We start from the raw sequence: 23,173 nt of genomic DNA, 5'->3' as shown, positions 1-23,173 counted from the left end.
CAGATTGTATGAACTCCCTCAAGACAACAATGCTCATGGCGCTCCTCATGGCGCTCATGGTTGCACTCGGCGGCATATTCGCCGGACATACGGGCATGACCGTGATGCTTGTCATCGCGCTCGCCATGAACTTCTTCTCGTATTGGTTCTCCGACCGCATGGTGCTCAGCATGTACAACGCGCAGGAGGTCGACCGTTCGAGCGCGCCCGAGCTCTACGGACTCGTGGAAAAACTCGCGGGGAAGGCGGAGCTGCCGATGCCGCGCGTCTACATCATCAACGAGGATGCGCCGAACGCCTTCGCGACGGGACGCAATCCGTCGAACGCGGCGGTCGCCGTCACGACGGGGCTCATGCGTGCGCTCGACTACAACGAGATCGCAGGCGTGCTCGGCCATGAGCTCGCCCATGTAAAGCACCGTGATATTCTGATTTCGACGGTGGCGGCGACGATGGCGACCGTTATCTCCTACGCGGCGAATATCGCGCAGTGGGCGGCGATATTCGGCGGCGGGCGCTCAAGCGACGACGACCGCGGCGGCATCATCGGCCTGATTGCGACGGCGATTATCGCGCCGATCGCAGCGGCGCTCATCCAGATGGCGATCTCACGCTCGCGCGAGTACAGCGCGGACGAGACGGGCGCAGAGTTCTGCGGCAATCCGAACGACCTTGCCTCAGCGCTCGAGAAGATCGAGTACTATGCCGTCCACGGCGCGCCTCTCCCCGAGGCGACGCCCGCGACCGCACATATGTGCATCATCAACCCGCTGACGGGCAGAGACATCTCCTTTAAGAGCCTCTTCTCGACACATCCGGACACGCAGGAGCGCATCGCGCGCCTGCGCGCACAGGCGCAGCGCATGGGCGTTCGGTGAGTAACCGAAAAAGAATATGCACAGCTAATAGAATAAAAGCTAAAATTCCGACCGGCAAGCAATTTTGCCGGTTATTTTTTGCGTAAGGGAATATGCTTATATATTGACGATAATATAAACAAATGATATCATGTGGATTATAAATGGTTAAAATATTTATAGTATTTTCTTGGATAATCTATGAATGGAGGGGCGTATACAGGAGGCGTATTTTTATTAAAGAAGGAGAGGATCAAGATGAAGAAAACTTGTGCGGTATTGGCGGCTTTATGCGTAACATCGTATGCCGGCGTATCAATCGGCGCATCTAAGACGACGGATGCGGGTCTTGCAACCTATTACCTTGAAAATGTGACCGTATATGGGGACGGCAAATATGATAAATTCGGAAATGAAGTGACGGCCCAGTCATATTACCGTACGGGCGGGGATGTCAGCGTTATCGCAAGGGAAGAAATTGAACGAAAACACTATAAGAGCCTTGCGGAGGCGATAAAAACGGTACCCGGCGTCTTAATCAGCGACACGGGATTCCACGGCGGCATGTACGGCGGCGGAACATACACGTCGGAAGTACAGATTAACGGCGACGGGCATGTTGTGATCCTGTTGGACGGCCGACGTCTCGATAATGGGGCAAGTAATTTTGCGGGACACTCCAGTTATGGCAATTCCAAAAATGTCATGGCGATGTATCTGCTCAACAATATGGATCTGGTTGAACAGATAGAGGTAATCAAGGGGCCGGGCGCATCCGTATATGGGTCGGATGCCACAGGCGGAGCCATCAATATCATTACCAGAAGGGGAAGCCTTCAGCCGCGTTCTGCAGTCGATATAGGAACGGGCTCATGGGGGCGCCATTATTACGCGGTCAATACATCGGGTCCTGCAAATCAGGGGAAACTACGGTATTATATTGCGGTGAATCAGGATAGAGGCGGAAGTACGCATTATAAGGATGGCCTTACGGGAGTCAACCGAAAATTTATAGGGACAGATTTTAAAGATACGAATGTTACCGTTAAGATTGACAATGATTTTGACAAAACGCATAGATTGTCCTTCCTTTACAATTATTCCTATGACCGCTCAGGAATGCCGCTGACGGCGCCGGACTACAGACATTTGAGCAATCTGCTGGACGATACGTTGTACCATGCCGCCGGAGGAGACTATGGATGGCATAACTCTGATTTTTGGGAGAGAGGATATCGCAACTGGTTTATTTACGAGGGGCTGCTCGGATCCTATACGGAGACGATTGCCAAGAACCTCAGCTTAACCTATGTCTTTGCCAATGATCGTCATATGGAAAGTTTCGTAAGGATTTTCGATGAGCGGACTTCCTATTGGAATAACAGGAGAGGAAGGCTGTGGGGGCTCCCTCAAAGCCGTATCTCATGGCTGTTGGAACATTGGGATACGCAGACAGAGATTCCGCAATGGTCCACACGCGACAGGGAATTCATGAGAGGAATCCAGCTGCAGCTTGGGAAACATTGGGGGAAGCATGATGTTTTGTTCGGCGCGCTGATGACGCAGAGCAAATGGGATAGAATCAATCCAAATGCCGCGACAAATTATTTCCGGGATATTAACTCCATCAAACGGAATAATTTCAGCGCTTATGTTCAGGATAAAATCCATGTAACCGACAATTGGGAAGTCACTCCTGCGTTTCGATATGATCATTACGGCGACTATTCCATTGGAACGATCAGCGGGAATAATGTGAGCAAAAGCGGTAAATATAGTCATGGCAGCTTGATCCTGTCGAGTCAGTATTTAATCGATCCGTCCGCAACCATATACGCTTCATGGGCTCAGGTCAACCGTCCGTTATGGAGTGCAGATTTTTCGAGCACGTTTGAAAAACTCAACAATGAAAAAGGAAACGCCTATAACTTGGGGATCCGAAAAGTTTATCGGGGGTTTGCTTTTGATGTAAATTATTCGTATATAGACATGAGCAATGCCATCGGACAGTATTCGGTCGTAGGGCCGAATGGAAAGGTATCCAATAGAGCGATCAATGCAGTTCAAAAGAAAAGAGCGATCAATTTGGGACTGCATAAGAAAATCTCTGATACATGGTCCGTCGGTATGACGTATTCCTATGTGCATGATGATTTTAAGGGGAAGAATGTTACGGTTGATCCCGACACGGGAACTTCCGTCAACGTATTGGTGAATTCTATCAGACCGGTGAATAAATACGGCGTCGATATTGGATATCGAAAGGATCGGTTTAATGCCGATTTCTCTACGATGATTTATTCAGGGATGAATCGGCGCTATTTTACCGACCGTCGGTTCATCGTGAGCCGTTTGTCCATGAATTACAAAATGGATGATCAATTGTCGGTATATGCCGTGGTGGATAATGTGTTCAATGAAGCTTGGGAGAATAAGTATTATGCGCTGTGCAGTATCGGAGCGTTTCCGCAGAGCGGACGGAGTTTTATGTTCGGCGTCAAGTACGATTTCTAAGCGACTGTAAGCAGTTTAAAAATGAAACAAATAATCGTCGGTTTTTCTCTATTGGCGCTGATGGGGCTTGGGGTCGGTACGCTGGTACAGGAGAATCAAGCACACCCCGTATCCGCTCCGGAAATACTGTCTCCCGACAGCGCCCCGGATCATGCTTATGGACATGTCGTCATTCATACCTATGACGAAAGAAAACAACCGATTGACATCGCGTTTGACCGGATTCCCCATCGGGTGATTACCAATCAAAAGGGCAGTCTGGAAACGATATTCGCGCTGGGGGCGGGTCAATCTGTCGTGGCCGCATCGGTGTCGAACAAATATATGGACGGCTTCGACCCCAAATATACGGCCAATGCGAAACTCCCCCCGATCATTCGGCATGAGTTTGACAGGGAGACCATCGTCATGTATGAGCCCGACTTCATCGTAGGGTGGGGGTCGACCTTCTCCAAGGGAGCCTTGATTAATACGACATTTTGGAGAGAAAGAAATATTCCAACGTATATTATGGCCTCATCTAATAGTGTCAAGAAAAATGCAGAAGTAGAGGATGAATGCCGGTTCATTCTTGACATGGCGGAGATTTTTAACCAAAGAGCTTTGGGAGAAAGCTATGTCCGTGAAATACGGACACAGATTCGAGAGGTCTGCGGCAGGGCGCGGGAAGTCGGGGAACATCCGACAGTGATGGTGCTCCAATATAATACGCCCGCATATATTTTCAACTATGAGCGGCAGTGGCTTGTCGGAGATATGGTCGAGCGACTGGGCGGCGAGCTCGTATCGGGGGAAGAGCATACCGTCAATAAAGAAGAAATCCTCCGGTGCAATCCGGAGATTATCTTTGTGATGTGTACGGATGAACGGGATCGATCCTATTATGAGGATATGGTACGCAATGACATTGCTCTGAACAGTTTGGATGCCGTCCATCATCAGCGTATTTACGGGCTTCCGTTCACATACGTATATGCGCCGGGTATTCGGGTGCTGGACGGAATCAGATACATGGCGGATTGTATGTACCCTGACCTTCATGCAGCGCCCAAATGAAATAGTATCTATCGCTGTTATCGCGGCGTTATGATAGGGGCGCTTGCCAAGCCTATATATTGGCTGTAAAATAGACCCGAAAGGAGAAAACGGAACATGGCTATACTCGTTTGTGGCGGCGCGGGCTACATCGGCGCGCATGCCGCGCATCAACTGGCTGCAAGCGGAGAAGAGGTCGTCGTTGTCGATAATCTCCAGACGGGGCACCGCGGGGCGCTGCATCCGAACGCGGCATTCTATGAGGGCGACATTCGCGATGCGGAGGTGCTGGACCGCATATTCACGGAACATGAAATTGAAGCGGTCATTCACTTCGCGGCGAACTCTCTCGTGGGGGAGAGCATGGAGCGGCCGCTCCTCTATTTCAACAACAATGTCTACGGGATGCAGGTGCTGCTCGAGGCGATGGTGCGGCACGGCGCGGATAAAATCGTTTTTTCTTCGACGGCGGCGGTCTACGGCGAGCCGAAGCGCGTGCCGATCCGTGAGGACGACGAGACGAACCCGACGAATACTTACGGCGAGACGAAGCTCACGATGGAGAAGATGATGAAGTGGGTGAGCCGCGCCGACGGCGTGCGCTATGTTTCGCTGCGCTATTTCAATGCGGCGGGCGCGCTGCCGGACGGATCGATCGGCGAGGACCATCGGACGGAGACGCATCTCATCCCGCTCATCCTACAGGTGCCGACCGGGAGACGCAGCCACATCACGATCTACGGCGACGACTATCCGACGCCCGACGGCACTTGTCTGCGCGACTATATTCACGTCGTCGACCTCGCGGATGCCCACATGCGCGCGCTCGACTATCTGAGGCGCGGAGGCGAGAGCGATATCTTCAACCTCGGGAGCGGCAGCGGATTCTCGGTCAAGGAGATGATCGCGGCTGCGGAAAAAGCGACGGGCAAGGAGATCGCGGTGGAGATCGGCCCGCGCCGCGCGGGCGATCCAGCGCAGCTGATCGCGTCGAGCGAAAAGGCGCGCATAGCGCTCGGCTGGGACCCTCGGTTCACGGATGTGGAGGAGATCATCGGCACGGCGTGGCGCTGGCACGCATCGCATCCGAACGGGTATGAGGATTGAGAAAGCGAAAGCTTTCACATCTATAAGAATATGATATTTGCCGATAGCAAAGGAGCATTTCTATGAGCACACCGCATATTGCCGCCGCCCCGGGGGAGATTGCCGACCGTATCCTGCTGCCGGGGGATCCGCTGCGCGCGAAGTTCATCGCGGAGCATTTTCTCGAGGGCGCGAAAGAGTACACATCCATCCGTAATATCCTCGGCTACACGGGGACATACCGGGGCACGCGCGTATCGGTGCAGGGGACGGGCATGGGGATGCCGTCGATCTCCATCTATGCGAACGAACTCATGGAGCACTACGGCGTGCAGAAACTCATCCGCGTCGGCACCTGCGGCGGGATGCACGAGAAGGTGAAGCTGCGCGACGTGCTGATCGCGCAGGGGGCGACGACGGACTCCTCCATGATCCGCAACATCTTCGGCGGGAGCATCAACTATGCGCCGCTCGCGGACTATGATCTGCTCGCTGCCGCGGTGGAGAACGCGAAGAAACTGAACCTCCCCGTGCGCGTCGGCAATGTGATCTCCGTCGACCGGTTCTACGACGAGGAGATCGATAATGAAAAGCTGCGCAAATACGGCGTGCTTGCCGTCGAGATGGAGGCCGCGGCGCTTTACACGCTCGCGGCGAAGTTCGGGCGCCGGGCGCTTGCGCTCTTTACGGTCAGCGATCATCTCGTGACGGGGGAGCGCTGCACGGCCGAGGAGCGTCAGACGACGTTCGAAGATATGATAGAGATCGCGCTCGAGACGGCCGTCGGCTGATCTCTGCGACAATATCATGACGGGTATCTTTTGCGATGCCCGTTTTTTGTTGGGGCCGTATTTTTGCAATAATTTTTAAAGACATATTGGATTGAGGCATTCACACGGTTGCATATTCCGGTCAGTTCAGATAAAATAGAACATGGGATAACGGCTTCATAGATAGAGGGGGTTCCGATGGCTGTCAAACGAATCTTTGTGGAAAAACGACAGGGATTTTTCGATATTCCGGCGCAGCGGCTGTGCGGCGATCTCATAGAGACGTTCCGCCTCACGCATCTGCGCGCCGTGCGGATCATTACGCGGTACGATATAGAGGGACTCGGCGAAGAGGAGTTTGCGCAGGTGCGCAACATCGTCTTTGCAGATCCGCCTGTCGATACGGTCTACGAAGACGCGCTGCCGGATTTCTCCGACGCGCATACCTTCGCGATCGAGCCGCTGCCGGGGCAGTTCGATCCGACGGCGGCCGCGGCCGAGGAATGCGTGCAGCTCGTGACCCAGGGGGAGCGCCCGACGGTACGTACGGCCCGCGTCGTCGTCCTCGTCGGGAAGGTGGACGATGACGTCTATGAGCGCATTAAAAAGTATCTCATCAACCCTGTGGAGAGCCGCGAAGCCTCTCTTGCGCTGCCCGCGACGCTCGACGGCCGGGTGACGCTGCCGTCGGACGTCGAAGTGCTCGCGGACTTCAACCGGCTCTCGCGTGTCGAACTTGAGCGGTTCCACGCCGCGCGCGGCTTTGCGATGAGCGAGGCGGATCTTGAATTTGTCCGGCAGTATTTTCACGATACGGAGCGCCGTGCGCCGACGATCACCGAACTGCGCGTTATCGACACCTACTGGTCGGATCACTGCCGCCACACGACCTTTACGACCGCGATCGATGCCGTGAACATCGAAAACGGTCCGTTCTCCCTGCCGATCATTGAGGCATACCGGCAGTATACGGACGATCGGCGGGCAATCTATAAGGACGGAAAGAAACGCGAATCCACGCTGATGGATATTGCGGTCATAGGGATGAAGGCACTGCGCGCGGAGGGGAAACTCGACGACCTCGACGAATCGGAGGAGATCAACGCGTGCAGCATCCGCATCACGGTGGATGTGGACGGCAGGGACGAGGAATGGCTCCTCATGTTCAAGAACGAGACGCATAACCATCCGACGGAGATCGAACCGTTCGGCGGCGCGGCAACCTGCCTCGGGGGGGCGATCCGCGATCCGCTCTCCGGGCGCTCCTACGTCTATCAGGCGATGCGCGTGACAGGGGCGTGGGATCCGCGCGCACCTATTGAAGATACGCTAAAGGGCAAGCTGCCGCAGAAGAAGATTACGCTCGGCGCGGCGGAGGGATACAGCTCCTACGGCAATCAGATCGGCCTTGCGACGGGCATTGTACGTGAGATCTATCATAAGGGATACCTTGCAAAGCGCATGGAGATCGGCGCCGTCATCGCGGCCGCACCCGTGTCGCAGGTGGCGCGTGAGCGGCCCGCGCCGGGGGACGTCGTCGTGCTGCTCGGCGGGCGTACGGGGCGCGACGGCATCGGCGGCGCCACGGGTTCCTCCAAACAGCAGACCGAGACGTCGCTGACAACCTCCGGGGCAGAGGTGCAGAAAGGCAACGCACCGACGGAGCGCAAGATCCAGAGGCTCTTTCGCAATCCGGAGGTCAGCCGCCTGATTAAGCGCTGCAACGATTTCGGCGCGGGCGGCGCCGCCGTTGCGATCGGCGAGCTCGCGGACGGGCTGACGATCGACCTCGACGCCGTGCCGAAGAAATACGAGGGGCTCGACGGGACGGAACTTGCCATCTCCGAGTCCCAGGAACGTATGGCGGTTGTGCTCGCACCCGGGGACGTGGAGGAGTTCCTGCGTCATGCGGATATCGAAAATCTTGAAGCGACGCGGGTCGCCGTCGTAACGGCGGCACCCCGGCTCGTCATGAAATGGCGCGGCAAGGAGATCGTGCGGATCGCGCGCAGCTTCCTCGCCACGAACGGCGTGCGTCAGCGCGTGCGCGCGATCGTCGAATCGCCGAATGAGAAAAATCCGTATTTGCAGCAAATCCCGCCTGCCGTCAGACAGGCCGGACGCGATCTTGAGAAGGCGTGGCTCGCGAATCTGCGCGACCTCAACGTATGCAGTCAAAAGGGGCTCGGCGAGCGGTTCGATGCGACCGTCGGCGCCGCCTCCGTTCTCATGCCGTTCGGCGGGAAATACCAATTGACGCCGGCAGAAGCAATGGTCGCGAAAATCCCTGTGCGTACGGGGGAGACGAACACGGCGTCCGCGATGGCATTCGGCTTCGATCCCGACCTCTCCACATGGAGCCCGTTCCACGGCGCCGTTTACGCGATCGTCGAGGCGGCGGCGAAAATCGTTGCGACGGGCGGGGATCCGGCGCGGATTCGCTTGACGCTGCAGGAGTACTTCGAGCGTCTCGGCACCGACCCGAAGAAGTGGGGCAAGCCTTTTGCCGCGCTCTTAGGCGCCCTCTGCGCGCAGCATGCTCTGGGGATCCCCGCGATCGGCGGCAAGGACTCGATGTCGGGGTCGTTCGAGGAACTCAACGTGCCGCCGACGCTTGTGGCGTTCGGCGTCGCGCCGGTACGTGCGGACGATGTGATTTCGCCCGAGTTCAAATTCCCGGCGAACCGCGTCGTCATGATTCCCGTGCCACGGGACGCGCATGACCTGCCCGTATTTCCGCGGCTCAATAAGAATTTCGCTAAGATTTATCAGCTCATCGCGTCGCAGAAGGCGTTTTCCGCGCAGACCGTCGGCAAGGGCGGCATCGCGGCGGCGTTGTCGAAGATGTGTCTCGGCAACAATCTCGGCTTTAAATTTAAGGCGTTCATCCCGCAGGACGATCTCTTTAAGCCGCTCTACGGAACGGTTCTGCTCGAGGTCGCGTCGACGCTCGATATTCCGCGGGAACTTGCGGGGACGGGGGCGATCGAGCTCGGCGAGACGCGCGATGTGCCGAGCATCATCACGGATCTCGATACCATTGTGCTCTCCGATATTAAGGCGGCGTATACGGAGCCGCTCGAGAAAATCTTCCCGACGACGGTTCCGCAGGCCGTGCGGCAGATCGATCGGCCGACCTATGCCCCTTATACGCAGGGACGGCCGCTCAGCCGTGAGGGCAAGATCGCGCGTCCGCGCGTCCTGATTCCCGTATTCCCGGGGACGAACTGCGAATACGATTCCGCACGCGCATGGGAACGCGTCGGCGCCGTGCCGGAGATCCTCGTCGTGCGCAATCTTACGCCGCGGGCGGTTGAGGAGACTGTGCACGCGATTGCGGCGGCGCTGCGGAAATCTCAGATTCTCATGCTGCCGGGCGGTTTCAGCGGCGGCGACGAGCCGGGCGGCTCGGGCAAGTTCATCGCGGCGATGTTCCGCGCGCCCGAGATTGCCGAGGCGGCGCAACGTCTCCTGCATGATCAGGACGGGCTTATCCTCGGTATCTGCAACGGGTTCCAAGCCCTGCTCAAACTGGGACTGCTGCCGTACGGAAAAATCTGCGATCTTGACGACAGCACGCCGACGCTCACCTACAACAACATCGCCCGCCATGTTTCGCAGACCGTGCGGGTACGCGTCGCGTCGAATCTCTCGCCGTGGTTCGCGAATGTCAAGATCGGCGATACGCATACGATTGCCGTCTCGCACGGCGAAGGGCGGTTCTATGCCGACGCAAAGACTGTGGCGAACCTCCGTGTGCGCGGGCAGATCGCGACGCAGTACGTCAACGACCAGGGGGATCCGACGCTCGAGCAGCCGTACAACCCCAACGGCTCGGTCAACGCGATCGAGGGCATTACGAGCCCGGACGGGCGCATTTACGGGCGCATGGCACACGCCGAGCGCATCGGCGAGAACATCGGCAAGAACGTCATCGGCGATATGAACCAGCAGGTGTTCGAGTCCGGCGCCGCGTATTTTATGCGGTAAAATACGGGAGGCATCGCGGAGGATAATTCTATCGTAACGCATGCCCGGCAGCGCCCGTGCCCGTGAGCGATTTATGGGCGCATGCCGATAGGAAGAGGAGTTCTTTTTCGTGTATATTATTGCGTTTATTTTACTGCTTGTGGGAAAACGTCTCCTGCAGACGATCGTTTGGTACCGGCGCGGAGAGGCGAGCGGCGCTGCTCTTATGTGTACGGTCGGCGTGTTCGGCTCGGTGCTCATTGCGCTCGTCCCGTTCGTTATCCGCGACCTTGCGCTGGTGCCCGGCTACGATTTTGAATCGGAGGCGGGGCAGTATATGCTCGGCTTCTTTATCGGCTGCGTTCTCCTGTGCGGCGGTCTGCCCCTCTATCGCATCAGGAACTCCTTCGCCGCGCGCATCGGTATGGATGCGGATGAACCGACGGTGCAAAAATTGCTCCGTGCGGATCAAGGACTCTATTTCTTCGTCCGGCGCCTGCCGCGCGCGGGCGTCTACGCATGGGTGATCGGCATCCTCCTGATCGTTTGGGGGCTCGCCGGCACGTTGATGTATTCGTGAGCGAAGGGCGGCGCACCGATTATGCTGCCAATGAAAAAAGACTCTCCAGACGCCGTCTTCTCGGGAGAGTCTTTTTCTGTGCCGTATTAGTCGGCGTCATCCGCCGCGAGATAGATATCGACGCACGCCTTCGGCGAGACGCGCACCTCGGCGCCGTCCATGTCGATGATCGCCGTGTGGTCGAACGATTCGAATCCCTTGACGGTAAGCGTTTGACCGAGGACGAGCCCGATGTGCTCGACGTATTCGAGGAGCGCCGTGTTGTCCGGGATGCGCCGCATGGTATAGGAGACCCCGGGCGTGCATTCTGAGAGCGGCACGAGTCCCTCGAGTTCGTCGGCGCGGTTGGCGAAAATCGCGCCGCCGTGCGGGCAGGCCGCGGGGCGCCGGAGGTAGTCGTTGAGTTTTTCAAAGAGCGCGTCGCTCGTAACGCTTTGGAGGGCGCTTGCCTGTGCATGGACGTCCTTCCAATTGTAGTTCAGCGTTTCGGTGAGGAAGTATTCCCACAGACGGTGCTTTGAGATGATGTGCTTAGCGGCGGCTTCGCCCGCCTCCGTCAGCGCGATGATATTCTTTCCGCCGGCGAGGATGCCCTCGGCCTGCATCTTTTTGATGACCTCCGTGACGAGCGAGGGCGAGACGGAGAGCCGTCGACTGAGCTCTTTATTCGTCGCCTTGCCCTGCCGCCGGCTCATCTTAAAGACGGCGATGATGAACTCTTCCCACTGCGGTTGTATCTCCATTGTCATGTCGATTCCCCTAAATATAATATCTCCGGCACAGCGCCTTGTAGACCTCGGCGCCGCGATCCGTCAGGAGGTAATAGTCTCCCGCGCGCCGCAGCTCCCCGTTTGCAAGCAGCGCGCCGCTGACCTCGTTTACGCGCGCCGCCCCCCATTTGAGATGGTTCTCGATCTCTGCAATGTGGTTTTCAGGGCTTTGCATCTGTACCGCCGTATGTTTGCCGATATGCAGGATGAAGAGCTCCTGCCGCAGCCGTTTTTTATTCCGGGCACGGCGCATATACTCCGTGATGACGCCCTTCGGATTGACGAGCAGCGCGAACATGTAGACGAGCGTGTTGATGCCCGCACACAGCCCCGCGATGGAGGAGTTCGCGTGCACCGCGATCGTATAACCTATGATACTGTTTATCATACTAAAAAATACGGAAATAAGCAAAGTCTGCGTCAAATTTTTTGTAAAGAGCAGCGCGGTCGCCGCCGGCGCGATGAAAAACGAGATGACGAGAATCGAGCCCACCGCGTCGAACGCGGCGACGGTCGTCAGCGACGTGATCGACATGAAGGCGTAGAACAAAATGCCCGTCGGGATGCCGATGAGCCTAGCGTATTCCTCGTCGAAGGTCGAGACCTTCAACTCCTTGTAGAATACGCCGATAAAGGTGGCGATGAGAGCGAGCAGACCGCCCATCTTGAGCGCGGCGGAAGGGATATCGAGTCCGCCGATGCGTACGGTGTTCAGCCCGGAATAGATGACCTCTCCCATGAGCACCATATCTGTGTCGAGATGCGCGTTGCCGGCGAATTTACTGATGAGAATGACGGCGATCGCAAAGAGCAGCGGGAAGACGACGCCGATCGCGTCGTCGTATTTGACGAGGTTCGTCTTGCCGAGCAGCTCTACGAGTGATACCGTGACGACGCCCATGATCGCCGCGCCGAACAGCAGCCACGGCGAACCGAGATTGTAGGTCACGAAGAACGCGAGCACGATGCCGAGCAGGACGGTGTGGCTGATGGCATCCGCCATCATCGACAGGCGGCGCAGGATGAGGAACGCGCCGAGCGAAGAACAGGCCGCGGCGGTCAGCAGCAGCACGAGCAATGCGTCATCCATGCCGCCGCCTCCTTTTTAACATACGGGCGAGGATGCCCTTCGGTCCGAACAGGATGGAGAAAAAAGCAATGAGACATGCGGCGAGGATGATGCAGGGGCCTGTCGACATGCCCTGTTCCGCCGTGCTGATATATGTTCCGACGAGTGCCGAGACAGCGCCGATGCCGCTGCTGAGCACGAGAACGCGGGAGAACTCGTTTGACCACTGATTTGCCGCGACGCACGGGATAATGAGGAAGGAACTGATGAGGATTGCGCCGACCGCCTTGATGCCGATGCCGATGACGGAGATCGTCATGACGAGCAGCAGGACGTTCAGCAGGCGGCAGGGGAGGCCCGCGACGCGCGCGTATTCCGCGTCGAAGACGAAGAGTTTCAGCTCCTTGTAGAATACGAGGAGGATGAGGAGACAGAGGGCGGAAACGATAAAGATCAGCATGACGTCGATCTCGAGCATATACGCCGCCTGGCCGAAGATATAGGTGCCGAGCCCCGCCTGCGAGGCGCCCGCGTAGTCGGGGTTGCCTTGGATGAAACTCTTGAGCGCCATGCCGAGACCGAAGAAGCCCGAGAGGAAGACGGCGAGGTTGGCGTCAAGACCGAGCCGCTTGTCTTCGTGCGCGAGCTGGATGAGCGCGTAGCTTGCCGCGCCCGCAGCGATCGCGCCGCAGAGCAGGACGACGGGGCTGCGCGTCGCAAAGATCATATAGGCGAGGATGATGCCGGGGAAGGTCGAGTGCCCGATGGCGTCGCCGATGAGACTCTGTCCCTTGTAGACGCTGAACGCGCCGACAGAGCCCGCAGTGACGGCGAGGACGAGGCTGCCGACGGCGACGATTTGAAAGGTGTAATTGAATAGAATGTCCATCGCTTACTCCTTGATCCGGTACGCAAGCGCAAGTTTTTCCTCTTTGTCGACGTTTGCGAGGTAGTCGCACGCCTTGACCGTGCGGTTGAGCACGACGAGGAAGTCGAAATAGGCGTCGAGGGTACTGAGGTCGTGGTGCACGGCGATAACGGTGCGCCGGTCTTTCTGCAGATCCATGAATTTGTCCATGATGATGCGCTCCGTCGTCTCGTCGACGCCCGCGAGCGGCTCGTCCATGATGTAGAGGTCGGCGTCCTGCGCGAGGGCGCGCGCGATGAAGACGCGCTGCTTCTGTCCGCCCGACAGCTCCGAGATCTGACGGTCGGCAAAGTCCGCCATTTTCATCTTTTCGAGCGCGTCGAGCGCGATTTCACGGTCGATTTTTTTCGGCCGCTTGATGAGGCCGATATGCGCGTAGCGGCCCATGAGCACGACGTCCGAGACGGTCGTCGGGAAATCCCAGTGCACCGATCCGCGCTGCGGCACATAGGCGATGCGTTTGCGCACTTCGTTGAGCGGGCGCCCCCACAGACGCACCTCGCCCGATACGGGTGTGATCAGACCGAGGATGCCGCCGAGCAGCGTGGATTTGCCCGCACCGTTGGGGCCGACGATCGCGCAGCGTACGTGTTCCGGGATATCGAGGTCGATGTCCCAGAGGACGGGGGTCTCGCGGTACGCCATCGTGAGATCCTCCACATGTATGACGCTCCTATTTTTATCCATAGTCTCTTCCTTAGAACAAAAAGAGGCGGGACTTCCCCGCCTCCGTCAAATATCTTACTTCAGATGGCTGACGATCAGATCGACGTTGCTCTTATACATGTCGATGTAGGTGTCGCCTTTCTGCCCTTCCGGCGCGAGTGAATCCGAGAACAATTCGTTCCCTTCGCCGCCCACGATCTCGACGTCGAAGCCCTTGGTCTTGCAGACCTCCTGGAGTTTCTTCATGCGTTCCGGGTTCGTCGTGCTCTCGGCGAATACCGCCTTGACTTTGTGCTCGACGATGAAGTTCGCCGTCTTCTCGACGTCGGCGTTCGCAACCTCGGAGTCCGTGCTGACGCCCTGCGGCGCGACGACGTTCATATGGTAGCGGTGCGAGAAATAGTTGAAGGCGTCGTGCGGGGTGACGAGATTGCGCTGTCCCTCGGGGATCGTCGCGATCTTTTCTTTGATCTCGGTGTCGAGCGCGTCGAGCTGGCCGAGGTATTTCTTGAGATTTGCCTCGATGTCCGCCTTATGGTCGGGCAGGAGTTTTTCGAGTTCCTCCGCGGCCTTCTCCGTCGCCTGCTTGTAGAGCGCGACGTCGAACCAGAAGTGCGGGTCGACGATGCGCTTGCCGTCTTCCTCCATATAGTTGATCTCGCTGTCGGGGAAGTCCTTCGTCACAGCGACGCCCTTCTTCTCGAGCACCTCTGCCATCTTGCCCTCGAAGTGGAGGCCGTGGTAGAGGAGAAGATCGGCCTTCTTGATCTTTTCGAGATCGGCAGGCTGCGCCACGTAGAGATGCGGGTCCTCGCCCGCCGGGATGATCAGTTCGATGTTGACATAGTCGCCGGCGAGCTGCTTCGTCATATCCTGCAGGAACGACGTCGTGACCGTGACCGTTTTCTTGGCTGCCGACTTATCGCCGGCCGGTTTATCCGCAGACGTTCCGCCGCATCCGCCGACAAGGGAGACGAGGAGGAAACAACATGCGAGAAGTACATAAGCAAAACTTTTCTTGTGCTGCATGGGCTGCACCGTCCTTTCTTTTTCGGATTATAGCGAAATTTTTTTGATTTGTAAATAAGAATTTTATATTTATAAAAAATAATTTTTACAATGGTAAAAGATAATATAAAAAAGGGACTATCGTACGTTTGTAGAAAACGTGCGATAGCCCTTTGTTGAAAAAATTACGCGTTCAGCAGTTCCTCTTTGAGCCTGCGGTAAGCGCGCGTTTCGTACGCGCCGATCTGGGATTCGGGATGATCCGCGCCGTACGCATGGCCGCTGACGGAGAGGATGGGCGGGGCCTGGATGCGCTTGGCGACCGCCATGCCCGTATAGAGCCCCCACCAGTGTTCGAGATCGGCGATGAAATCCGCCGCCGTGGGGAAATATGAGGCGACAAGACCCTCCGCGCAGCCGATGTACGCTTCGAGCGCGTTCTTCGCATACGCCTGCAGGATGTCCTCGGGGAGGCGGCTGTCCTCGGCAAACGCGCGGAAGAGAAAGTCGTGGTACGGATAGCGGATGGGGTCGCCCTTGCCCTCGTCCACGTTCTGCGCGTCGGAGAGCTCGGCGCTCGGCATGATGTCGATGATGCCCTGCGGGATGACCTCGCGTCCGTAGACCGACGCGTTCAGATAGCGCGCGAGATCGTAGACCCGGTATTTCCAAAGGTCGGCGAGCGCCGCGAAGAATCCCGCAAGGTCGCCGTAAAGGGTCGCATAGCCGACGGTCGACTCCGCCTTGTTTCCGTTGCAGGTAAATCCCGCGCCCCACGCCGCGGCAATCGTCGCGAGGACCCGCCCGCTGCGGTCGCGCGCCTGCATGTTCTCGCGGACGAAAGAGGATATCTTAAGACGCTCGCCCGGTGCTGCCGCCGCGCCTTCGACGGAAATCTCCGTCAGCTGCGCGACCGTGTGCGCGACGCTCTCCTCGATGGGCACGATCATCGAGCGGCAGCCGAGTCGCTCCGCGAGCTGCGCCGCAAGTCCCTTCGTCGTGGCGGAGTTGAAACGGCTCGGCATATTGACGAGGAGCACCCTGTCCGCGCCGATGGCGTCGACGTAGAGGGCGGCGCTGACGGCGGAGTCGATGCCGCCCGAGATGCCGACGACGACCCGCTCCATATGAATGCGCTCCAGAAATTTTCGCACGCCGTAGCGGAGCGTGCGGTAGATCGGGGCGACTTCGGGTTCCTTCGCGGGCGTTTCGCACGACGTCAGCGCCGCCGTGTCGACGACGGTGATGCCGTCTTCGTAGGGGGGCGTCGTCAGAACGACGGAGCCGTCGGCGCGGCAGACGCGGCAGACGCCGTCAAAGGCATAGACCGTCTTCCCCTTGTCTTGCAGACCGAGCGCGTTGACATAGACGACCGTCTTCCTGTGTTTGCGCGCGAGCGCCGCGAGCCCCGCGCCGCGGAGCGGCGTGGGGAAGGGGGCGGCGTCGACGGCGATGAGGATATCCTCTTCGGGCAGCGCGTAGATGAGCGGGGAGAAGGGACTGCTCGCATGCAGCGGGCGGCGCGCTACTTCTTGGAGCGCGCCGTCGCGTGCTGAGAGCAGCGTGCGGCCGTCCGAGACGGGACGCTCCGCCTCGTCGGCAATGCTGCCGAAGAGCACGGCGATGCCCTCCGCCGCCCGCGCGATATCCTGCGCGTCGTCCATGCAGTCGCGGAGAAAGGCGGGCTGCGAGAGCTCTCGTCCGAGGAACCTGCCGGAGAGACAGAACGCGGGGCAGACGGCGAGTTCCGCGCCCGCGGCTTTTGCCTCCCGTATTTTTTGACAGATGGTCTTCGTGTTGCGGTCCGGTCTGCCGGGCACGACCTCCATCGATATGAGTGCGATTTTCATTGACGGCGCTCCTTTCCAAAACGGCGCGTATTATGCTATAATTTGACGCGGTGAATGATCGTGGCAAAAAAGAAAATACAAAAGACGAACGCGGCGCGGATTCTCGACCGGCTCGGCATCTCCTATGAGCTGCTGACCTATCCCGCGGACGAGAGCGACCTTTCGGCCGCGCATGTGGCCGCGGTGACGGGCATCCCGCTTGCGCGGCTCTATAAGACGCTGGTCGTGCGCGGGGACCGGACGGGCGTCTTCATGGCGGTGATTCCGGGCGGCGGCGAACTCGACCTCAAGGCCGCGGCTGCCGCATCGGGGAATAAACGCGCCGAGATGGCGCATCTCAAAGAAGTTTTTGACCTCACGGGCTATGTGCGCGGCGGATGTTCGCCGCTCGGTGCGAAGAAAGCCTACCCCGTCTACCTCGACGAGAGCGCGCTTATGCACGACCGCATTTATATCAGCGCGGGACGGCGCGGCGAGCAGATTGCGCTCGCGCCCGGCGACCTTGTCCGCGCGGCGGACGCGGTGCCGGCGAATATTGCGCGCTGACCATACGCCGCAGGGGCGGCTGAGCCTATTATAACACAGATGAATTTCCCTGCCCAAGCGAAAGGATGTATACAAATGGATTATTTCAGCACGCGCGGCGCCGCGGAGCGCGTCTCATCCGCCGCGGCAATCCTGCGGGGGCTTGCCGCTGACGGCGGCCTCTTCGTACCTGCCGCGTTCCCGCAGGTGAGCCGCGCCGATATCGAGGCGCTTGTGCCGCTCTCCTATGAGGAGCGTGCCGTGCGCATCCTGCGCCTCTATCTTACAGACTATACGGAGGCGGAACTTACGGGCTGCGTGCAGCGCGCCTACGGACACACGTTCGACGACGCGCGGCGCGCGCCGCTGCGCGCGGTCGGCGGCCTTTCGGTGCTCGAACTCTGGCACGGTCCGACGAGCGCGTTCAAGGACATGGCGCTCCAGCTCCTTCCGCAGCTCATGAGCGCGGCGCGCGGGAAGATGGGGGAGCAAGAGACCGTACTCATCCTCGTCGCGACGTCGGGCGACACGGGCAAGGCCGCGCTCGCGGGATTCGCGGACGCGCCCGGGATTCAGATGATGGTATTCTATCCGGACGGCGGCGTCAGCCCCGTCCAGCGTCTCCAGATGGCGACGCAGGAAGGCGCAAACGTGAAGGTCGTCGCTGTGCGCGGCAACTTCGACGACGCGCAGCGCGGCGTGAAGGAGATATTCAGCGACGCGGCGACGGCAAAGACGCTCGCGGCGGCGCATACGCGGCTGTCCTCGGCGAACTCCATCAACTGGGGGCGCCTCGCACCGCAGATCGTCTACTATTTCAGCGCGTATGCCGACCTCCTCGCGGAGGGGGCGGTTCGGTGCGGCGATGCGGTGAACTACGCCGTGCCGACCGGGAATTTCGGAAATATCCTTGCCGGCTTCTATGCGAAACGCATGGGACTGCCCGTCGGGCGGCTCGTCTGTGCCTCGAACGCGAACAATGTGCTGACCGACTTCCTGCAGAGCGGCGTCTACGACCGCCGCCGCGCATTTTATCAGACCATCTCGCCGTCGATGGACATTCTCGTCTCGAGCAATCTCGAGCGCCTGCTCTATCATCTGACGGAGGATACGCGGCAGGTCGCCGCGTGGATGCGCAGTCTTGCGGAGAAGGGTGTCTACGATGCGAGCGGACTTCTGCCGCAGCTGCGTGAGCATTTCTGGGCGGCTTTTGCGGACGATGCGGCGACGCGGGAGGAGATCCGCAGCGTATACGAGCGCACGAAGTATACGCTTGACCCGCATACCGCCGTCGCCTACAGCGCGGCGGAGCGGTACCGAAAGGAGACGGGGGACGCGCGCCCGACGGCGGTGCTCTCGACGGCGAGCCCGTATAAATTCGCTGCGAGTGTGCTCTCTGCACTCGGGGCGGCGGTCGATGCCGATCCCTTTGCACAGATGGCGCATTTGCGTGAACTGAGCGGCATGGAGATTCCGCAGGGGCTGGCGGGACTGCGCGCGCAGCCCGTGCGTCACACGGACGTGTGCGAACGGGACGAGATGCGCGCGGTCGTGTTGGATTTTGCAGGATGCGCGCACTGAGAAAGATGCGCTATCAATAAAAACTTTGTTTGCCAAAGAAGGATTTTCCACTTATGTGAAGAATTTTCTAAATATGCGGTTATATGACGTCCCAATGTTTTTTGGAGAAAGAGGTAAACTGTCATGGCAACGATTGATCTCACACAATACGGCATTACAGGCACAACCGAAGTCGTTCATAATCCAAGCTACGACCAGCTGTTCCGCGAGGAACTGCGGCCGGACCTCGAGGGCTGCGAGCGCGGACAGGTAACGGAGATGGGCGACGCCGTCAACGTGATGACGGGGATCTATACGGGCCGTTCTCCGAAAGATAAATACATCGTGGACGACGAGACATCGCACAACACGGTTTGGTGGACGTCCCCCGAATACAAGAACGACAACCACCGCGCGACGCAGAAAGCGTGGAACGCCGTGCGCGAGATTGCGATTCGCGAGCTCTGCAACAAACGCCTCTTCGTTGTCGACGCGTTCTGCGGCGCGAACAAGAACACGCGCATGGCGGTGCGGTTCATCATGGAAGTGCCGTGGCAGGCGCATTTCGTGACGAATATGTTCATTCGCCCGACGGAGGAGGAACTGCGCGGCTTTCAACCGGATTTCATCGTCTACAACGCGGCCAAGGCACGCGTGATGCATTTCGGCGACCTCGGCCTCAACTCCGAGACGGCAGTCATGTTCAACCTCACGAGCCGCGAGCAGATTATCGTCAACACATGGTACGGCGGCGAGATGAAAAAGGGCATGTTCTCGATGATGAACTACTACCTCCCCTTGAAGGGCATCGCCTCGATGCACTGCTCGGCGAACACGGACAAGCAGGGGGAGAATACCACCCTTTTCTTCGGACTCTCGGGGACGGGCAAGACCACCCTTTCGACCGACCACGAGCGGCTGCTCATCGGCGACGACGAGCACGGCTGGGACGACGAGGGCGTGTTCAACTACGAGGGCGGCTGCTACGCGAAGGTCATCAATCTCGACCCCAAGGCGGAGCCGGATATCTACGGCGCGATCAAGCGCAACGCGCTGCTCGAGAACGTGACCGTCGACCTCGCGGGTCATGTGGACTTTGCGGATAAATCCATCACGGAGAATACGCGCGTCTCCTATCCCATCCATCATATCGAACACATCGTTCAGGGACACGTGCGCGATAAATCGGCGGGGCCCCATGCAAAGCACGTCATCTTCCTCTCGGCGGACGCGTTCGGCGTGCTGCCGCCGGTCTCGATTCTGACGCCGGAGCAGACGAAATACTACTTCCTCTCAGGGTTCACGTCGAAACTTGCGGGCACGGAGCGCGGCATCACGGAACCGACGCCGACCTTCTCAGCGTGTTTCGGGCAGGCGTTCCTCGAACTCCATCCGACGAAGTACGCGGAAGAACTCGTCCGCAAGATGGAGGAGCACGGGTCGAAGGCCTACCTCGTCAACACGGGCTGGAACGGCACTGGGAAGCGCATCTCCATTCAGGATACGCGCGGCATCATCCATGCCATCCAAAGCGGCGCGATCGACAGCGCGCCGACGAAGAAGATTCCGTACTTCGATTTCGAGGTGCCGACGGAGCTGCCGGGCGTCGATGCGAAGATTCTCGATCCGCGCGACACGTATGCCAGCCGTACCGAGTGGGACGAAAAGGCAAAGGACCTTGCCGCGCGTTTCATCAAGAACTTTAAGAAGTACGAAGGCAATGAAGATGGGCAGCGTCTCGTTGCGGCGGGGCCGAAGCTCTAAACGACAGTCATAACGGCGGAACCGCCGCACAACGGTGCGGCGGTTTTTCTGTTTTTTGAGCGGGGAGGGGGCAGGGATGCTGCTGACGGACAGCGTGAACAAGGTGCGCGGCGTGGGCGTCAAGAAGGCGGCTGCGCTGCGCCGCCTCGGCGTAGAGACGGTCTACGACCTCCTGACCTATTACCCGCGCGCCTATGAGGACCGGAGCCGCATCACGCGCATCGCCGACCTGCGGGCGGGCATGCGCGCCGCGGTCGTCGGCGTCATTCAAACGGTGACAGAACGCCGGACGCGGCGGCGCGGCTTTACCGTGCTGACGGCGCTCATCGGCGACGGCACGGGCTATGCGCAGGCCGTTTGGTTCAATCAGCACTTTCTCAAAACGAAACTGCGCGAGGGGCGGCGCGTCTTCCTCGCGGGCAGGGCGGATTACGCCTACAACGGCGGCGGGCAGCTCGCGCTCTCTCAGATGACGGCGCTCGAATTTCTCGGCGCGCAGGAATCCGCAGAATCCCTGCTCGGCATCCTCCCCGTCTACGCCGCAACCGAGGGGCTTACGCAGAAACAGCTGCGCGGCATGACGGCATACGCGCTCAAAGAATCCGCCGCAGAACTCACGGAAACGCTGCCCGCCGCCGTCCGAGAGGAGTACGGCCTCATCGGGCGCGCGGACGCTTTCCGGCAGATTCACTTCCCCAAGCGGGCGGAGGAACTCAGCGCGGCGCGGAGGCGCCTTGCCTTTGAAGAGCTCTACCTCATTCAATGCGGCCTGCTTGCGATTAAAAAGCGGAGCGCAGAGGAGCAGCAGGGCATCGCGCACCGCCCGAACGGGGCGCATATCGCCGCCGTACTTGAGGCGCTGCCCTTCACGTTGACGGAGGACCAGCAGACCGTATGGGAGGAGGTTGCGCGCGATATGGAATCGCCGCTGCCGATGCGCCGCCTCGTGCAGGGGGACGTTGGATCGGGGAAAACGGCGATCGCCCTGCTCGCTCTCGTCAAGACCGTGGAGAGCGGGTATCAGGGCGCGCTCATGGCGCCGACCGAGATCCTCGCGCGCCAGCATTACGACTACCTCTCGGAACTTCTTACCCCGCGCGGAATACGCGTCGGGTTCCTCGCGGGGCGCCTCGCGAAGAAGGCGCGCGCGGAGACGGACGCCGCGCTCGCGGCGCACGAGGTCGATATTGTCGTCGGCACGCATGCGCTGATCGAGGATCGCGTCGCCTTTGCCGCGCTCGGGCTCGTTGTGACGGATGAACAGCACCGGTTCGGCGTGGCGCAGCGCGCCGCGCTCGAGAAGAAGAGCGGCATAACGCCCGACGTGCTCGTCATGACGGCGACGCCGATTCCGCGTACGATGACGCTGACGGTCTACGGCGACCTTGACGTCTCGCGCATCGAACATCTCCCGCCCGGGCGGCGCGCCGTTCGTACCTTCCTGCGCACCGAGGCCGCGCGGGACAAAATCTATGCGTTCGTGCGCAGGGAGATTGAGAGCGGGCGGCAGGCATACGTCGTCTGCCCGCTGATTGAGGCCAGCGAGGAGAGCGATCTGCCCTCGGCAGAGGAGGTCTACGAAGAACTTTCGCGCGGCATCTTTCGCGGCATCCGCTGCGGGCTTCTGCACGGACGGATGAAATCCGCGGAGAAGGAAGCCGTCATGCGCGATTTTTACGAGGATAAGATCAAACTCCTCGTATCGACGACGGTGATCGAGGTCGGCGTCAACGTGCCGAACGCGAGCATCCTCGTCGTCGAGCACGCCGAGCGGTTTGGTCTGGCGCAGCTGCACCAGCTGCGCGGACGCGTGGGGCGCGGGGCGTACGCCTCCTACTGCATCCTCGTCGCGGGGAGTGCGGCGGCCTCAGAGGAGCGGCTGAAGATCATCGAGCAGACGAGCGACGGGTTCCGCCTCGCGGAGGAGGATCTCCGCCTCCGCGGGCCGGGCCAGTTCTTCGGTGCGATGCAGCACGGGCTCGGGGATCTCAAAATCGCCGACGTGCTCGCCGATATGGACCTGCTCCTCCTCGCGCGCAAGGCGGCGCTCCGCACCGTGGACGACCCCGCTGCGCTTGCCTTCGTCCTGCCGAGCCTCGTGCGGCAGTACCGCGAACAGTTTGCGCATATTTCGGAAGTCTGAGGATTGTGTCGGGGCGTCAAAATAAAGCCGGGGATACGATGCGGCGCCGTCTTCCTTGACGCGTGCGGACTGCGCTTGT

17 protein-coding genes are annotated in these 23,173 nt (G+C 59.2%); 11 read left to right on the top strand and 6 right to left on the bottom strand.

All coding sequences use genetic code 11. From position 1 onward, the window contains the following. Positions 1-8: 8 nt before the first annotated feature. From htpX to HMPREF9161_RS03470, 7 genes are all read left to right on the top strand, one after another. The gene (htpX, locus tag HMPREF9161_RS03500; RefSeq protein WP_009728302.1) at positions 9-878 is read left to right on the top strand and encodes a zinc metalloprotease HtpX; all 870 of its coding nucleotides are present in this window, start codon (positions 9-11) and stop codon (positions 876-878) included. 237 nt (positions 879-1,115) lie between these two features. Further along, positions 1,116-3,371 carry a TonB-dependent receptor gene (locus HMPREF9161_RS03495; protein WP_009728301.1) on the top strand — a complete coding sequence of 752 codons (2,256 nt, stop codon included), beginning with the start codon at positions 1,116-1,118 and terminating at the stop codon, positions 3,369-3,371. 21 nt (positions 3,372-3,392) lie between these two features. Beyond that, positions 3,393-4,427 (top strand): ABC transporter substrate-binding protein, encoded by a 1,035-nt coding sequence (locus HMPREF9161_RS03490; protein WP_009728300.1) that lies wholly within the window; start codon positions 3,393-3,395, stop codon positions 4,425-4,427. A gap of 96 nt (positions 4,428-4,523) precedes the next feature. Then, positions 4,524-5,513 (top strand): UDP-glucose 4-epimerase GalE, encoded by a 990-nt coding sequence (gene galE, locus HMPREF9161_RS03485; RefSeq protein ID WP_009728299.1) that lies wholly within the window; start codon positions 4,524-4,526, stop codon positions 5,511-5,513. A 62-nt stretch (positions 5,514-5,575) separates the two neighbouring features. Beyond that, positions 5,576-6,283: a purine-nucleoside phosphorylase gene (gene deoD, locus HMPREF9161_RS03480; RefSeq protein WP_009728298.1), complete on the top strand. Its 708-nt coding sequence runs from the start codon at positions 5,576-5,578 to the stop codon at positions 6,281-6,283. Positions 6,284-6,460: 177 nt separating this feature from the next. Next, positions 6,461-10,252 (top strand): phosphoribosylformylglycinamidine synthase, encoded by a 3,792-nt coding sequence (locus tag HMPREF9161_RS03475; RefSeq protein WP_009728297.1) that lies wholly within the window; start codon positions 6,461-6,463, stop codon positions 10,250-10,252. A 109-nt stretch (positions 10,253-10,361) separates the two neighbouring features. Next, positions 10,362-10,811, top strand: a complete 450-nt coding sequence (locus HMPREF9161_RS03470; protein WP_009728296.1) for a hypothetical protein — start codon at positions 10,362-10,364, stop codon at positions 10,809-10,811. 86 nt (positions 10,812-10,897) lie between these two features. Here HMPREF9161_RS03470 and HMPREF9161_RS03465 read toward each other — a convergent pair whose 3' ends face one another. The 6 genes from HMPREF9161_RS03465 to nadE form a co-directional block, all read right to left on the bottom strand. Continuing rightward, a complete protein-coding gene (locus tag HMPREF9161_RS03465) occupies positions 10,898-11,554 on the bottom strand; it encodes a metal-dependent transcriptional regulator (RefSeq protein WP_009728295.1) in 657 nt (218 codons plus the stop codon). Positions 11,555-11,570: 16 nt separating this feature from the next. Next, positions 11,571-12,671 carry a metal ABC transporter permease gene (locus tag HMPREF9161_RS03460; RefSeq protein WP_009728294.1) on the bottom strand — a complete coding sequence of 367 codons (1,101 nt, stop codon included), beginning with the start codon at positions 12,669-12,671 and terminating at the stop codon, positions 11,571-11,573. Beyond that, the gene (locus HMPREF9161_RS03455) at positions 12,664-13,539 is read right to left on the bottom strand and encodes a metal ABC transporter permease (RefSeq protein WP_009728293.1); all 876 of its coding nucleotides are present in this window, start codon (positions 13,537-13,539) and stop codon (positions 12,664-12,666) included. The genes HMPREF9161_RS03460 and HMPREF9161_RS03455 overlap by 8 nt, the downstream gene beginning before the upstream one ends. Before the next feature lie 3 nt (positions 13,540-13,542). Next, the gene (locus HMPREF9161_RS03450) at positions 13,543-14,265 is read right to left on the bottom strand and encodes a metal ABC transporter ATP-binding protein (RefSeq protein ID WP_037348565.1); all 723 of its coding nucleotides are present in this window, start codon (positions 14,263-14,265) and stop codon (positions 13,543-13,545) included. A 54-nt stretch (positions 14,266-14,319) separates the two neighbouring features. Next, the gene (locus tag HMPREF9161_RS03445; protein ID WP_009728291.1) at positions 14,320-15,273 is read right to left on the bottom strand and encodes a metal ABC transporter solute-binding protein, Zn/Mn family; all 954 of its coding nucleotides are present in this window, start codon (positions 15,271-15,273) and stop codon (positions 14,320-14,322) included. Between the two features lie 164 nt (positions 15,274-15,437). After that, a complete protein-coding gene (nadE, locus tag HMPREF9161_RS03440) occupies positions 15,438-17,102 on the bottom strand; it encodes an NAD(+) synthase (protein WP_009728290.1) in 1,665 nt (554 codons plus the stop codon). Between the two features lie 60 nt (positions 17,103-17,162). Between nadE and ybaK the strand changes: the two genes are divergently transcribed. The 4 genes from ybaK (at position 17,163) to recG (ending at position 23,094) form a co-directional block, all read left to right on the top strand. Continuing rightward, the gene (gene ybaK, locus HMPREF9161_RS03435; protein WP_037348773.1) at positions 17,163-17,648 is read left to right on the top strand and encodes a Cys-tRNA(Pro) deacylase; all 486 of its coding nucleotides are present in this window, start codon (positions 17,163-17,165) and stop codon (positions 17,646-17,648) included. 75 nt (positions 17,649-17,723) lie between these two features. Continuing rightward, positions 17,724-19,208, top strand: coding sequence for a threonine synthase (gene thrC, locus HMPREF9161_RS03430; RefSeq protein WP_009728288.1), 1,485 nt, complete (start codon positions 17,724-17,726; stop codon positions 19,206-19,208). Between the two features lie 123 nt (positions 19,209-19,331). Then, positions 19,332-20,951 carry a phosphoenolpyruvate carboxykinase (ATP) gene (gene pckA / locus HMPREF9161_RS03425; protein ID WP_009728287.1) on the top strand — a complete coding sequence of 540 codons (1,620 nt, stop codon included), beginning with the start codon at positions 19,332-19,334 and terminating at the stop codon, positions 20,949-20,951. Positions 20,952-21,027: 76 nt separating this feature from the next. Further along, a complete protein-coding gene (gene recG / locus HMPREF9161_RS03420) occupies positions 21,028-23,094 on the top strand; it encodes an ATP-dependent DNA helicase RecG (RefSeq protein WP_009728286.1) in 2,067 nt (688 codons plus the stop codon). Positions 23,095-23,173 lie beyond the last annotated feature (79 nt).

Source organism: Selenomonas sp. F0473 (assembly GCF_000315545.1).
GTDB lineage: Bacteria > Bacillota > Negativicutes > Selenomonadales > Selenomonadaceae > Centipeda.
This window is presented reverse-complemented; position numbering and strand designations above follow the sequence as displayed.

What these genes read in the sequence shown, in the direction of transcription:
- recG (WP_009728286.1), top strand. Translation starts at nt 21,028, where the DNA reads ATGCTGCTGACGGACAGCGTGAACAAGGTGCGCGGCGTGGGCGTCAAG.
- HMPREF9161_RS03450 (WP_037348565.1), bottom strand. Translation starts at nt 14,265, where the DNA reads ATGGATAAAAATAGGAGCGTCATACATGTGGAGGATCTCACGATGGCG.
- pckA (WP_009728287.1), top strand. Translation starts at nt 19,332, where the DNA reads ATGGCAACGATTGATCTCACACAATACGGCATTACAGGCACAACCGAA.
- HMPREF9161_RS03475 (WP_009728297.1), top strand. Translation starts at nt 6,461, where the DNA reads ATGGCTGTCAAACGAATCTTTGTGGAAAAACGACAGGGATTTTTCGAT.
- deoD (WP_009728298.1), top strand. Translation starts at nt 5,576, where the DNA reads ATGAGCACACCGCATATTGCCGCCGCCCCGGGGGAGATTGCCGACCGT.
- HMPREF9161_RS03465 (WP_009728295.1), bottom strand. Translation starts at nt 11,554, where the DNA reads ATGGAGATACAACCGCAGTGGGAAGAGTTCATCATCGCCGTCTTTAAG.
- HMPREF9161_RS03445 (WP_009728291.1), bottom strand. Translation starts at nt 15,273, where the DNA reads ATGCAGCACAAGAAAAGTTTTGCTTATGTACTTCTCGCATGTTGTTTC.
- HMPREF9161_RS03455 (WP_009728293.1), bottom strand. Translation starts at nt 13,539, where the DNA reads ATGGACATTCTATTCAATTACACCTTTCAAATCGTCGCCGTCGGCAGC.
- HMPREF9161_RS03460 (WP_009728294.1), bottom strand. Translation starts at nt 12,671, where the DNA reads ATGGATGACGCATTGCTCGTGCTGCTGCTGACCGCCGCGGCCTGTTCT.
- HMPREF9161_RS03490 (WP_009728300.1), top strand. Translation starts at nt 3,393, where the DNA reads ATGAAACAAATAATCGTCGGTTTTTCTCTATTGGCGCTGATGGGGCTT.
- nadE (WP_009728290.1), bottom strand. Translation starts at nt 17,102, where the DNA reads ATGAAAATCGCACTCATATCGATGGAGGTCGTGCCCGGCAGACCGGAC.
- galE (WP_009728299.1), top strand. Translation starts at nt 4,524, where the DNA reads ATGGCTATACTCGTTTGTGGCGGCGCGGGCTACATCGGCGCGCATGCC.
- HMPREF9161_RS03495 (WP_009728301.1), top strand. Translation starts at nt 1,116, where the DNA reads ATGAAGAAAACTTGTGCGGTATTGGCGGCTTTATGCGTAACATCGTAT.
- htpX (WP_009728302.1), top strand. Translation starts at nt 9, where the DNA reads ATGAACTCCCTCAAGACAACAATGCTCATGGCGCTCCTCATGGCGCTC.
- thrC (WP_009728288.1), top strand. Translation starts at nt 17,724, where the DNA reads ATGGATTATTTCAGCACGCGCGGCGCCGCGGAGCGCGTCTCATCCGCC.